This is a genomic window from Nonomuraea sp. NPDC049504, from assembly GCF_040676845.1.
GTDB classification, from domain to species: domain Bacteria; phylum Actinomycetota; class Actinomycetes; order Streptosporangiales; family Streptosporangiaceae; genus Nonomuraea; species Nonomuraea salmonea.
In genome coordinates, this window is the sequence record NZ_JBFAPT010000002.1 from 40,669 (window position 1) to 53,758 (window position 13,090).

A 13,090-nucleotide genomic window follows, 5' to 3' on the forward strand; every position below is an offset into this window, starting at 1 on the left:
CCCGGCGCCGCCGCCTCGGTCATAGGGATGAACGCCGTCCTACTTGAGGCCAGAATCTGCGCTGGACCAGGAGGGTGAGCGTGCCCGCCACGCTCATCCCCAAGAGGTTCAGCGCGAGCTGGGAGATGGAGCCGCCGACCTCCCGCAGCTCCTGGACGGCCAGCGAGACCGCCACGTAACCGGCGGCGGGGACCGTGGTGACGGAGATGAACACGCCGATCAGGGCCGTCGACTTGCCCGCCGTGATCGACAGCACCCCCGCCGCGCCGGCCAGCAGGGCCACGACGAACGACCAGCGGTCGGGCTTGACGATGAACTGCACCTCCTCGTGCCCGCCGATGTCGCCGGGGCCGAACCAGCCCAGCCAGTACGCCGCGAGCGCGCACGCGTACGCGATCGCGATCGCCGCCACGAACCCGACGACCAGCGTCCGCAGCGCGCTCACGATCAGCCGCCCGTCGCCGCGCAGCAGCCCGAAGCAGACGGCGGCGACCGCGCCGAACTCGGGACCGAGCACCATCGCGCCGACGATGAGGACGAGGGAGTTCTGCAGCACGCCGACGCCGACCAGCAGCGTGGCGATGGTGAGGAACACCAGGTACGACCAGGTGACCCGGGAGTCGGCCGAGACCCGCTGGGCCAGCTCGGCCCAGACCACGGCGTCGTCGGGCTCGCCCGGGGCCTCCTCGACGGCGGCGTCGGCGGCCTCCGACAGCGAGAGGTCGACCTGCTCGGCCGCGATGGAGCCCTCGGTCCGCAGCCAGGCGAGCCGGCCGAGCACCTCGTTGGCCGACTCTCTGGCCGCGTCGCAGAGCACCACGTCGCCGCGCGGCTCGCGGGCGGCGCCCGGCAGGACGACGATGTTGGTGACGCCTGGGCAGCTCTCCAACACCGCCGTCGCCTCTTCGGTGCGCGCGGCGGGGACGATCAGTCGCAGGTGCAGCACTCGGACATTCTCGTCGATCGGATGTTGACGGGGTGTTGACGCCGGTACGCGAACGTTCCTCGCATGATCTGGTGTCATGGTCACGGCGAGGAGTGCTGGTTCGCCGGCGTCGACGATCTGGGGTGTGCGGGCAGGTTCGGGCGTTACGTGTACGAGGAGGCGTTCAGGTCTGGCGAAGACGCACCCGTCGTACGGAGTGGTCTGCGCCCTTCTTGAGCACGAGGTCGGCGCGGCCCCTGGTGGGGGCGATGTTCTCGACGAGGTTGCGCTCGTTGATGTCGCGCCAGACGTTCTCCGCGAACGCCGTGGCCTCCTCGTAGGAGAGCTCGGCGATGTGGCGGAAGTAGGACTTGGGGTCTTCGAAGGCGGTGCGGCGCAGCTTGTGGAAGCGTTCGACGTACCAGGTGCGGATGTCCTCGACCTTGGCGTCCACGTAGATGGAGAAGTCGAAGTAGTCGTTGACGGCGAGGGACGTGGGCGGGGCCGGTTGGAGGACGTTGAGCCCCTCGATGATCAGGATGTCGGGATTTCTCACGGTCTGCGCGGCGCCGGGGACGATGTCGTACTCCAGGTGGCTGTAGATCGGCGCCTTCACCTCCGCCGCGCCCGCCTTGACCTCCGCCACGAACCTGACCAGCGCCCGCCGGTCATAGCTCTCGGGGAAGCCCTTGCGGTGCATGATCTTCTTGGCCTCCAGCACCGCGTTGGGGTAGAGGAAGCTGTCGGTGGTGATCAGCTCCACGTGCGGGTGCTCGGGCCAGCGCGCGAGGAGGGTGTGCAGCAGCCGGGCCGTGGTCGACTTGCCGACCGCGACGCTGCCCGCGATGCCCAGGATGTACGGGACGCGCTGCTCCTCGTGCCCAAGGAACGCGCTCAGCACGCTGCTGCGCTGCTTGGACCCGGTGAAGTGCAGGTTGAGCAGCCGGGTCAGGGGGAGGTAGATGTCGGTGACTTCGGTCAGGTCGATGGGGTCGTCGACCCCGCGCAGCTCTTCCAGCTCGTCTGCGGTGAGAGTCAAGGGCGTGTTCTTGCGGAGCTCGCTCCACTGCTCCCTGCTCAGTTCCACGTAGCCGTTGTTCACCTAGGCAGCGTAGCGATGCCCGACAAAACGGATCATGGGAGGGGCGCGTCCCCGGATATCCACAGCCTGTGGATGAAGACGTGGGATTACCGAGACTCAGTTCGGGGAAAGCGAAGGAGTTCGGCTGCCGCGAGCGGGTACTGTGCCTCACGGAGGTTGCCATGGACCGTCGCCGCTTCATCTCCACCGTGGCCGCCGGCATCGCCGGGCCCTTCGCGGGCGTCGCGTGCGTGAGCCATCAAGGCCAGGCCAAGCCGGTGCGCGCGTACGGGCCGCTGCGTCCCGTACGCGACCTGCGTGACGGCGAGGTGCGCCTGCACCTGCCCGACGGCTTCCGCTACCGCTCGTTCAGCGTGGCCGGCAGCAAGTTCGGCGACGGCTCGACCGTCCCCGGCCGCCACGACGGCATGGCCGCCTTCGCAGGGCCCAAGGGCAGCACGATCCTCATCCGCAACCACGAGGTCAACGGCCCGGTCGGCGCGTTCGGCGACAAGAAGCGGGCCTACGACCCGATGGCCGGCGGCGGCACCTCCACGCTGCGCGTCACCCGCCACGGCGAGGTGATCGAGAGCGCGCCCTCGCTCTCCGGCACCATGATGAACTGCTCGGGCGGCCCCATGGCCTGGCGCGCCTGGGTGACCTGCGAGGAGACCGTCAACGGCCCCGACGTCGGTGACGACTTCTCCGGCGGCGACAACTCCAAGCTCACCCGCAAGCACGGTTACCTCTTCGAGGTGCCGGTCGGCCGCGCCGCGAGCGCCAGGCCGATCCGCGCGGCCGGCCGCTTCGCCCACGAGTCCGTCGCCTTCGACCCCTCCTCCGGCGCCCTCTACCTCACCGAGGACAACTTCGGCTTCCCCTCCGGCTTCTACCGCTACCTGCCGCCCAAGCACCCGGTGCTGGCCGGGCGGCTGCTCGACGGCGGCCGGCTGCAGATGCTCGCCGTCAAGGGCGCCAAGCGCAAGGACCTGTCGGTGGGGCAGAAGCGCGGCGTCACGTACGAGACCACGTGGGTCGACATCGACGACCCCGACCCCGACTTCCGCGGCAGGCCGTCCAACGACGAGGCCGTCCAGGCCGTGGGCAAGCAGGGCAGGGAGGCGGGCGCGGCGATCTTCTCCCGGCTGGAGGGCGCCGTGCAGCACCAGGGCACGGTCTACTTCGTCTCCACCCAGGGCGGGGCCACCGCGCCCGGCGACGAGGCGCCCGACGGCTTCGGCGACGGGCGCGGCCAGGTGTGGGGCTACGAGACGTGGAGCGGCAGGCTCAAGCTCGTCTACGAGTCGCCCCGCGCCTCGGCGCTCGACGTGCCCGACAACGTCACCGTCAGCCGCCGCGGCACGCTCGTGCTCTGCGAGGACGGCGACGGCGCCAACTACCTGCGCGGGCTCAGCAAGGCGGGGGAGATCTTCGACTTCTGCCGCCTGGAGCCCGTCGACGGCGACCCGGGCGCCGAGTTCGCCGGCTCCACGTTCGGGCCGGGCGGCCACACCCTCTACGTCAACGTGCAGGCAAGACAGGGCATGTCCCTGGCCATCTGGGGGCCGTGGGAGCGCGGCCCGTTCTGAAGCCCATACGCTGGGACGATGATCCTGGGTATCGGCGTCGACGTCGTTGACATCGCCCGCTTCGAGGCCGCGCTGCAGCGCACTCCGCAGCTCAAGGACCGGCTGTTCACCGAGGTCGAGCAGCCGCTGCCGGTCCACTCGCTGGCCGCCAGGTTCGCCGCCAAGGAGGCCGTCGCCAAGGCGCTCGGCGCGCCCAAGGGGCTCGGTCATCTGGAGGCCGAGGTGCGCTGCGACGAGCTGGGCAAACCGGAGCTGCGGGTCTACGGCAAGGTGGCCGAGGCCGCGTACGGGCTGGGCGTCAAACGCTGGCACCTTTCGCTCAGCCACGACGCGGGGGTGGCCGTGGCCTACGTGATCGCGGAGGGATAGCGTCAGATCATGAAGACCGCCTACACAGCCGACCAGATCAGGCAGGCCGAGCAGGCGCTCATGGCCCGGCTGCCCGACGGCACGCTGATGCAGCGGGCCGCGGCCGGGCTGGCCGCCGTCTGCGCCGATCTTCTGGGCCGCGTCTACGGCAGCCGCGTGGTGCTGCTCACCGGCAGCGGCGACAACGGCGGCGACGCGCTCTACGCGGGGCAGCGGCTGGCCAGGCGCGGCGCCAGGGTGGGCGTCGTGGCGGCCGGCTCGAAGACGCACGAGGCGGGGCTGCGGGCGCTGCTCGACGCCGGTGGGCGGGTCGTCGATCGGTCCGCCATCGACGAGGCCGATCTGATCATCGACGGGCTGGTCGGCATCGGGGTGTCGGGGGCGCTGCGCGAGCCGTACGCGGAGCTGGCCCAGCAGGCCGCCGCCGCGCGCGGGCAGGTCGTGGCGGTCGACGTGCCGAGCGGGGTCGACGCCTCCACCGGGCGGGTCGAGGGCGCCGCGGTGCGGGCGCGGGTGACCGTGACCATGGGGGCGTACAAGACGGGGCTGCTGGTCGATCCGGGCGCCGCGCACACCGGGCGGGTCGAGCTGGTGGACATCGGGCTCGGGCCCTACCTGCCCGACCCCGACGTGGCCGCGCTCACCGACGCCGACCTCGACGTGCTGCTGCCGCGGCCGGGCAACGAGTCGGACAAATACCGCAGAGGCGTGCTGGGCGTCGCGGCGGGCGGTGACCTGTTCACCGGCGCGGCCGTGCTCGCCGTCGGCGGTGCGCTGCGGGGCGGCGCCGGCATGGTCAGGTACGCCGGCCGCCCCGCCCCCGTCGCCCAGGTGCGCTCCCACTGGCCGGAGTCCGTGGTGACGGAGCTCGACGAGCCCTCCATCACCCGCGTGGGCCGGGTGCAGGCGTGGGTGCTCGGCCCGGGGCTCGGCACCGACGACTGGGCGCACGAGCTGGCCGCCGAGGTGCTCGCCTCCGACGTGCCCGTGCTGGTCGACGCCGACGCGCTGACGCTGGTCGCCAGGGACCGCTCGCTGCTGTGGCGCAACGCGCCCGTCCTCATCACGCCGCACGCCGGCGAGCTGGCCAGGCTGCTGCGCGCCGACCGCGACGCGATCGAGGCGGCCCGCCTCGAACACGCCCGCAGGGCGGCGGCGGAGCTGGGCGTCACCGTGCTGCTCAAGGGCTCGACCACGGTGGTGGCCGAGGACGCCCGCCCGGTGCGGGTCAACCCCACCGGCACGTCGTGGCTGGCCACCGGCGGCACCGGCGACGTGCTGGCCGGCCTCGCGGGCGCGCTGCTCGCCCAGGGCCTGAGCTGCTACGACGCCGCGTCCTGCGGCGCCTACCTGCACGGCGTGGCCGGGCGGCTGGCCGCCGAGGGCGCGCCGCTGGCCGCGGGCGACGTGGCGACCGCGCTTCCCCGGGCCATCCGGGCCGTGACCAGCGCCATTTCGTGACGTCCAGGCCGGGCGAAGCGTGCCCGGCCATGAGCCCGAGCTGCCAGACTGGAGAGATGGACCACCCGATGACCACCCCCGCCGAGGCACGGGTCGACCTGGGCGCCATTCGCCACAACGTGGCCCTGCTGAAAGAGCGGGCCGGTGGCGCGCAGCTGATGGGCGCGGTCAAGGCCGACGCCTACGGCCACGGCCTGCTGCCCACGTCCGAGGCCGTGCTGGGGGCGGGGGCGAGCCGGCTCGGCACCGCGTTCATCCAGGAGGCGCTCGACCTGCGCGCCGGCGGGGTGAGCGCGCCGATCCTGGCCTGGCTGATCACCCCCGGCGAGCCGATCGCCGAGGCGCTGGCCGCCGATGTCGAGCTGTCGGCCTCGCATCCCGCCCTGCTCGACGAGATCGCCGCCGCCGCCCGCGCCACGGGCCGCGCAGCGAAGCTCCACCTCGAAGCCGACACCGGCATGAGCAGGGGCGGGGCGCCGCAGGCCGCCTGGCCCGACCTGCTGGCCAAGGCGCTTGAGCTCAAGGCCGAGGGCGCCATCGAGATCGTCGGCATCTGGTCCCACTTCGCCTGCGCCGACATCCCCGGGCATCCGTCGGTCGCGCGGCAGCTTGAGACGTACGAGACGGCTCTGAAGCTGGCCGAGCAGGCCGGCGCTGCGGGCTCTGAGGTGATCAGGCACATCTCCAACTCCGCCGCCGTCGTCACGCTGCCCGAGGCCCGCTTCGACATGGTCAGGACCGGCATCGCGATGTACGGCCTGAGCCCCGTCCCCGAGCTGGGCGACTTCGGCCTGCGGCCCGCCATGACGCTGGTGGCCAGGGTCGGCCTGGTCAAGCGGGTCGTCGAGGGCTCGGGCGTGTCCTACGGCCACCTCTACACCACTTCGTGCGAGACCACGCTCGCCCTGGTGCCGCTCGGCTACGCCGACGGCGTGCTGCGCCACGCGACCGGGCGGGCCGAGGTGCTGGCGGGCGGGCGCCGCCGGCTCGTCGCGGGCCGGGTGTGCATGGACCAGTTCATGATCGACATGGGTGACGACCCGATCTCCGCGGGCGACGAGGTCGTGCTGTTCGGCCCCGGCGACGGGGGCGAGCCGACCGCTCAGGAGTGGGCCGATACCCTCGGCACGATCACACATGAGATCGTGACGAGGATCGGAGCGCGGGTGCCCAGGATCTACCACCAGTGACGAAGGGCACATCGCGTCGGCCATGAGTGGAGAAGGATCGGGCACATGACGACGACGGCAAGACGGCGCCGGGTAGGGATCGCCGGCGCGCTCGTCGGCGCGGCCTCAGCAGGCGTCGCGGCGGCGGCGCTGGCCAAGCGGTACGCGGTCGGCCGCATCAGGCTGCGCCCCGACACCGAGGCCAGCGAGCCGTTCGGCGAGCTGCGCGGCACCGAGCACACGCTCATCACCTCCGACGGCAAGGCGCTGCACGTCGAGATCGATGGCCCGGAGCGGAAGAACCCGTCGGCCGACGACGAGCCGCCGCTGACCGTCGTCTTCTGCCACGGCTACTGCCTCAGCATGGAGTCGTGGCACTACCAGCGCAAAGACCTGCGTGACAACTACCGCGTGGTCCTGTGGGACCAGCGCTCCCACGGCCGCTCCCAGCGAGCGGGCGCCGAGGACAGCACGATCGACCGGCTCGGCGACGACCTCGCCGAGGTCATCGCCGCTCACGTGCCCGGCCCGTGCGTGCTGGTGGGCCACTCCATGGGCGGCATGACGATCATGGCGCTGGCCGACCGTCACCCCCACCTGTTCGGCGACAAGATCCGGGCGGTGGCCCTCATCGCGACCTCGGCGGGCAAGCTGGCCGAGCTGACGCTGGGCCTGCCCGCGATGCTGTCGAAGGTCGTCCACAAGGTCGCCCCCACCACGGTGTCGATGCTGGGCAAGCGCGGTTCGCTCATCGACAGGACCCGCAACGCGGGCAGCGACATCGCCTTCCTCCTCACCCGTTACGTCGGCTTCGGCGACTCGAAGAACGTCAGCCCGACCGTCGTCGACTTCGCCGAGTCGATGATCAGGGCCACCCCGACCGAGGTGGTCGCCGACTTCTACCCGGCGCTGATGAACCACGACAAGCTCTCCGCGCTGCACGTGCTCGACCCGGTGCCCACCGCGATCCTGGTGGGCGACCGCGACTGGCTGACCCCGCCCGACCACAGCAAGGCCATCGCCGCCGCCCTGCCCAAGGCGCAGCTGACCGAGGTGCCCGACACCTCGCACCTGATCCAGCTCGAGCGTCCGGGCGTCGTCAACGACGCGCTGCGCGACCTGCTGAAGAGAGTGGAGCTGTAAGTGCGCGTCGCGACCACCGAGGAGATGCGGGCCTTCGGCGCCCGCCTGGCCGCCCGGCTGCGCGCCGGCGACCTCGTCGTGCTGTCGGGCCCGCTCGGCGCCGGCAAGACCACGCTCGTGCAGGGCCTCGCCGAGGGACTCAAAGTACGCGGGCCCATCACCTCGCCGACGTTCGTGATCGCCAGGGTGCATCCGTCGCTGCGGCAGGGGCCGCCGCTGGTGCACGTCGACGCGTACCGGCTGGGTGGTGACCTGGAAGTCGACGACCTCGACCTCGACGCCTCGCTGGAGGAGTCCGTCACCGTCGTCGAGTGGGGCGAGGGGCTGGTCGAAGGGCTGGCCGACGACCGGCTGGAGATCCACATCGACCGCGAGGCCGGCGACGAGGCCCGCGTCGTCACCCTGCGCGGCGTGGGCGCCCGCTGGGCCGGGCTCGGGCCCGGCTCCGGGCTCGACTTCGGGGCCGACACGCCGTCTGAACCGCCACAAGACTAAAACGCAGGTCACTATCCGGTAAGACTGGCACCCTTGACGTACCGGGCCGGCTATCTGAAACATGATCGTTGGTCAGTGATTCGCCCAGAATTTCTGGGTATCAGGAGGGGCGACATCCATCGTTCTGGTGGATGCTGGGTAGCAAGACGGCAAAGTGGGGTGCGGCCGGTGCTCAGGGTCAGACGAGTCGCGTACGCGGGAGCCATCGCCATGGTCGGCCTGACCGGCTGCTCGGCCTCGGCCGACACCGATCCGACACCCACACCCACCCCAACCGCCAGCGCGAGCCCCACAGGCACCACCACCGCCAGCCCCCGCGTGACCACCACAAGGCAGAACATCAACGTCCAGGTCAACCCCGACCGGGTCACCGCGGGCGAGACGTCCCGGGTGTGGGTGCTGGCCAACTGTCCGGTGCCGACCGGCGGCCCCGCCCACACCGGCACGGCCACGTCCAAGGCGTTCATCAACGGCGTCCCGCTCAGCCCCGTGCCGGCGTCCACGACGTCCCCCACCGCGACTCCCGCCTCTCCCTCGCCATGGGTGCGCGGCGAGGCGCAGGTCTCGGGAACGATCCGGCGCGGCAACTACCGGGTCGACGTCAAGTGCGAGGGCACCAACGACATGGGCCGCGCCACGCTGCGCGTCGTCGCGGCCGAGCCCGACCCCACCGAGACCACCACGCTGCCCACCAGGGCGCCACGGGCGGGCGGCGGCGGCACGTACGCGCAGGACGCCTCCGAGGAGTCGTCGATCCCGCTCGGCCCCGCGGGCGTGCTCATCGCCCTGGCGCTGGCCGGCGGCATCGGTTACGCGATCAAGCGGCGCACCAGGGCATAAGGTCATGGCCCGTCCAGGACGGGTGGTGCTCGCAGGGGCCGTGACCGGCCTGCTGCTGGTCGCGTTCGGCAAGAGCATGGAGACCGGCACCACCACCCCCGCGCAAGCCTCCGTCGTGCCCAAGACGATCGACATCCCGTCGATCGACGTCGAGGCGCCGCTGATGAAGCTCAAGCTGCTGGAGAACGGCGAGGTCGAACTGCCGCCGTACGAGAAGCCGAAGACGGCCGGCTGGTACACCGGCAGCTCCGTGCCCGGCGAGAAGGGCGCCTCCGTGATCATCGGGCACGTCGACACCAAGACGGCGCCCGCCGTGTTCTACAAGCTCAGGGAGTTACGCAAGGGCGAGACCGTGAAGGTCGAGCGCAGTGACGGCAAGGTCGTGCGCTACAAGGTGGACGCGATCGAACAGGTGCACAAGGACAGCTTCCCGGCGAAAAAGGTGTACCTGGAAGACGGCCTCAAACTGGTAACGTGCGGTGGCAAGTTCGACTACGCCAAGGGCGAATACGTCGACAACATCATCGTCTACGCGTCCCAGGTCTGAGGCTCATGACCGACACCGACACCGACACCGACACCCAGACCAACCCGCCCGCCACCGGTGCCCGCGTGCCCTGGTCCGACGTGCCCGCGGCGGTGCGCGCCGCGATCGAGGACTTCCTGGGTGACGCCGTGGCCGAGGCCGTCACGCAGCCGGGCGGCTTCTCCCCGGCCGCAGCCGTCCGCCTGCGCACGCGCGGCGGCAGGCGCGTCTTCGTCAAGGCCGTCGGCCCCGAGCCCAACGCCGACGCCGTCCGCATCTACCGCTCCGAGCTGGTGAACGCCGCCGCGCTGCCCGCGTCCGTGCCCGCGCCCCGGCTGCTCACCGGGTTCGAGCGCGACGGCTGGGTCGTGCTCGTCTTCGAGGACGTCGAAGGCCGCCACCCCGCCATGCCCTGGCGGCGCGACGAGCTGGACCGGGTGCTGGCCGCCGTCGAGGAGATGTCCGCCGCGCTCACCCCGTCGCCCATCGACGCGCCGCCGATCGAGGAGGTGTTCGGCAAGCAGTTCCACGGCTGGCGCAACCTCATGAGCGAGGACACCACCGGGCTGGACCCCTGGGCGGTGCGGCACCTCGGCGCGCTGGCCGAGCTGGAGTCCGGCTGGGCCGCCGCGGCAGCCGGAGACACCCTCGCCCACGCCGACCTGCGGGCCGACAACATCCTGCTCACCGACGACCGCGTCTACGTCGTCGACTGGCCATGGGCCGCCCGCGCCGCGTCCTGGTTCGACCTGGTCGGGATGCTGCCGTCCATCGGCATGCAGGGCGGGCCCGCACCGCACGAGCTGGCCGAGCTGCCCGGCGACGACGTCACCCGGGTCGTGGCCGCCATGACCGGCTATTTCGTCCGCTCGTCCAGGCAGCCGGACCCGCCTGGACTGCCCACGCTCAGGGCGTTCCAGCGGGCGCAGGGCCTGGTGGCACTCGAATGGCTGAAGCGGCGTACCGGCTGGGAGTGACCCCGCCTGCGGGTAGGCTAAACAGTCGTGCTGGTCCTGGCCTTTGACACCGCGACGCCCGCCGTCACCGCGGCTCTCCACGACGGCGAGCGGGTGCTCGCCGAACACACCACCATCGACGCCCGCCGCCACGGTGAGCTGCTCGCGCCCGCCATCGAGCTGGTGCTCGGCGCGGCGCGGGTGACGCTGCGCGAGGTCACGGCCGTCGTCGCGGGCAGCGGGCCCGGCCCCTACACCGGTCTGCGGGTGGGGCTGATGACCGCGCAGGGCCTCGCGACCACCCTGGGCGTGCCGGCGTACGGCGTCTGCTCGCTCGACGCCGTCGCCTACGCCAGCGGGCGCACCGAGCCCTTCGTCGCCGCCACCGACGCGCGGCGCAAAGAGGTGTTCTGGGCCCGCTACACCGATCTGCGCACCCGCCTCGACGGTCCCTTCGTCGACCGGCCCGCCGACGTCCCCGTCGAAGGGCTGCCGGTGGTCGGCGCGGGCGCCCAGCTCTACCCCGACCTGCTCGGCGACGGCGCGGGAGCACCCCCCTACCCCTACGCGGGCGCGCTCGCCGCCCTGGCCGCCGAGCGGCTGGCCAAGGGGGTCGCGCTCGACCCGCCACGCCCGATCTACCTGCGCAGGCCCGACGCGGTCGTGCCGGGCGCCCCCAAGAAGGTGACGGCGTGAGACTCAGGCCGATGACCGAGGCCGACCTGCCGGCGGTCATGGAGATCGAGCGGGTCACCTTCCCGCTCGACGCGTGGAGCGAGGGCATGATGCGCGGCGAGCTGGACGAGATACCGCGCACCCGCCACTACGTCGTCGCGCTGGTCGACGACGAGATCGTCGCCTACGCCGGGCTCGCCGCCGCGGCCGACCAGGCCGACGTGCAGACCATCGCGGTGCTGGAGAAGCACCAGCGCAACGGCATCGGCAGCGCCATGCTGACCGAGCTGCTCGCCGAGGCGCGCCGCAGAGGCGCGCGGGAGATCTTCCTTGAGGTACGCGCCGACAACCCGCGCGCCCAGAGCGTCTACCGGCGCTTCGGGTTCGAGGAGATCGGCACCCGCCGCCGCTACTACGACGACGGCACCGACGCGATCATGATGAGGAAACGGCTGGATGACTGACGCACCCCTGGTCCTGGGCATCGAGACGTCCTGCGACGAGACCGGCATCGGCATCGTCAGGGGCCACACGCTGCTCGCCAACACCGTCGCCTCCAGCATGGACGAGCACGCCAGGTTCGGCGGGGTCGTGCCCGAGGTCGCCTCGCGCGCCCACCTGGAGGCCATGACGCCGACCGTGGAGGCCGCGCTGGCCCAGGCCGGGCTGACGTTCTCCGACATCGACGCCATCGCCGTCACCGCGGGCCCCGGCCTGGCCGGTGCGCTGCTCGTGGGGGTCGCCGCCGCCAAGTCCTACGCGCTCGGCCTCGGCGTGCCCCTCTACGGCGTCAACCACCTCGCCGCCCACGTCGCCGTCGACCAGCTGGAGCACGGGCCGCTGCCCAAGCCCTGCATCGCGCTGCTCGTCTCCGGCGGGCACTCCTCGCTGCTGCTCGTCCCCGACGTCGCCGAAGACGTCATCTCGCTCGGCTCCACCGTCGACGACGCCGCCGGTGAGGCGTTCGACAAGGTGGCGCGGGTGCTGGGGCTGCCCTTCCCCGGCGGGCCCCACATCGACAAGGCTGCCCGCGACGGCTCCGGGGCCGCCATCGCGTTCCCGCGCGGCAAGATCGATGATGGCACGCTCGACTTCTCCTTCTCCGGGCTCAAGACGGCCGTGGCGCGGTGGGTCGAGGCCCGGGAGGCGTCGGGGCAGTCCGTGCACGTGCCCGACGTGGCCGCGTCCTTCCAGGAGGCGGTGGTCGACGTGCTCACCCGCAAGGCGCTGCAGGCCTGCCGCAAGTACGACGTCCACGACCTGCTCATCGGCGGCGGCGTCGCCGCCAACTCCCGCCTGCGGGCCCTGGCCCAGGAGCGCTGCGACGCGGCCGGCGTACGCCTGCGCGTGCCCCGCCCTGGTCTGTGCACCGACAACGGCGCCATGGTCGCCGCCCTGGGCTCGGACTTGGTGGCCGCCGGCGTCACCCCGTCCTCCCTCCAGATCCCCGCCGACTCCTCGCTCCCGATCACCACCGTCCACGTCTAAGGGGCTCGGGGCTCCTCGGACGCGCGCCCGACCCACCGCAGCTCTCGACCCCGCCGTCGTGCGCGGGCGTCGGCCGGGGGAGGGAATGAGGGCCCAGCGGCCTCTCGGACGCGCTCCTGAGGCCTGCTGGCCTCGCTCTCGCCGCCTTGGGTGGGCGTCGTGGGGGAAGGGGGGTGCGGTCCCTCTGGGAGTCGCTGAGCCCCGCAGGCTCCTGTCCGTGTCGCCTGCCCACCCGCGCCGCCCCTGCGCCGCCCACCCGCGCCGCATCGCATCGCATCGCATCGCGCCGCGCCGCATCGCATCGCGCCGCATCGCATCGCGCCGCATCGCATCGCGCCGCATCGCATCGCGCCGCATCGCATCGCGCCGCATC

General features: G+C 72.2%; 14 protein-coding genes. 12 read left to right on the forward strand and 2 right to left on the reverse strand.

Annotated elements, in window-relative coordinates:
* Positions 1-19 precede the first annotated feature (19 nt).
* Positions 20-946, reverse strand: a complete 927-nt coding sequence (locus AB0K28_RS03545; protein ID WP_364364596.1) for a DUF389 domain-containing protein — start codon at positions 944-946, stop codon at positions 20-22.
* A 163-nt stretch (positions 947-1,109) separates the two neighbouring features.
* Complete coding sequence (gene coaA, locus AB0K28_RS03550) at positions 1,110-2,012, reverse strand: type I pantothenate kinase (RefSeq protein ID WP_364365847.1); 903 nt, start codon at positions 2,010-2,012, stop codon at positions 1,110-1,112.
* A gap of 176 nt (positions 2,013-2,188) precedes the next feature.
* Here coaA and AB0K28_RS03555 point away from each other — a divergent pair, with 176 nt between their 5' ends.
* From AB0K28_RS03555 to tsaD, 12 genes are all read left to right on the forward strand, one after another.
* Positions 2,189-3,595, forward strand: coding sequence for an alkaline phosphatase PhoX (locus tag AB0K28_RS03555; protein WP_364364599.1), 1,407 nt, complete (start codon positions 2,189-2,191; stop codon positions 3,593-3,595).
* Between the two features lie 18 nt (positions 3,596-3,613).
* Positions 3,614-3,964 (forward strand): holo-ACP synthase, encoded by a 351-nt coding sequence (locus AB0K28_RS03560; protein ID WP_345395728.1) that lies wholly within the window; start codon positions 3,614-3,616, stop codon positions 3,962-3,964.
* A 9-nt stretch (positions 3,965-3,973) separates the two neighbouring features.
* A complete protein-coding gene (locus tag AB0K28_RS03565; protein WP_364364602.1) occupies positions 3,974-5,425 on the forward strand; it encodes an NAD(P)H-hydrate dehydratase in 1,452 nt (483 codons plus the stop codon).
* 68 nt (positions 5,426-5,493) lie between these two features.
* Positions 5,494-6,615, forward strand: coding sequence for an alanine racemase (alr, locus tag AB0K28_RS03570; protein WP_364365850.1), 1,122 nt, complete (start codon positions 5,494-5,496; stop codon positions 6,613-6,615).
* Between the two features lie 45 nt (positions 6,616-6,660).
* Positions 6,661-7,737 (forward strand): alpha/beta hydrolase, encoded by a 1,077-nt coding sequence (locus tag AB0K28_RS03575; protein WP_364364605.1) that lies wholly within the window; start codon positions 6,661-6,663, stop codon positions 7,735-7,737.
* Positions 7,738-8,232, forward strand: coding sequence for a tRNA (adenosine(37)-N6)-threonylcarbamoyltransferase complex ATPase subunit type 1 TsaE (tsaE, locus tag AB0K28_RS03580; RefSeq protein WP_345395739.1), 495 nt, complete (start codon positions 7,738-7,740; stop codon positions 8,230-8,232).
* A 168-nt stretch (positions 8,233-8,400) separates the two neighbouring features.
* On the forward strand, positions 8,401-9,072 hold the full coding sequence (locus AB0K28_RS03585) for a hypothetical protein (protein WP_364364608.1): 672 nt from the start codon (positions 8,401-8,403) through the stop codon (positions 9,070-9,072).
* Positions 9,073-9,076: 4 nt separating this feature from the next.
* Positions 9,077-9,619: a class F sortase gene (locus AB0K28_RS03590; protein ID WP_364364611.1), complete on the forward strand. Its 543-nt coding sequence runs from the start codon at positions 9,077-9,079 to the stop codon at positions 9,617-9,619.
* A 5-nt stretch (positions 9,620-9,624) separates the two neighbouring features.
* On the forward strand, positions 9,625-10,575 hold the full coding sequence (locus AB0K28_RS03595) for a phosphotransferase (RefSeq protein ID WP_364364614.1): 951 nt from the start codon (positions 9,625-9,627) through the stop codon (positions 10,573-10,575).
* Between the two features lie 27 nt (positions 10,576-10,602).
* The gene (tsaB, locus tag AB0K28_RS03600; RefSeq protein WP_364364617.1) at positions 10,603-11,250 is read left to right on the forward strand and encodes a tRNA (adenosine(37)-N6)-threonylcarbamoyltransferase complex dimerization subunit type 1 TsaB; all 648 of its coding nucleotides are present in this window, start codon (positions 10,603-10,605) and stop codon (positions 11,248-11,250) included.
* 11 nt (positions 11,251-11,261) lie between these two features.
* Positions 11,262-11,693 carry a ribosomal protein S18-alanine N-acetyltransferase gene (rimI, locus tag AB0K28_RS03605; protein WP_345409520.1) on the forward strand — a complete coding sequence of 144 codons (432 nt, stop codon included), beginning with the start codon at positions 11,262-11,264 and terminating at the stop codon, positions 11,691-11,693.
* A complete protein-coding gene (gene tsaD / locus AB0K28_RS03610) occupies positions 11,686-12,717 on the forward strand; it encodes a tRNA (adenosine(37)-N6)-threonylcarbamoyltransferase complex transferase subunit TsaD (RefSeq protein ID WP_364364620.1) in 1,032 nt (343 codons plus the stop codon). Before rimI ends, tsaD begins: the two co-directional genes overlap by 8 nt.
* Positions 12,718-13,090: the final 373 nt, after the last annotated feature.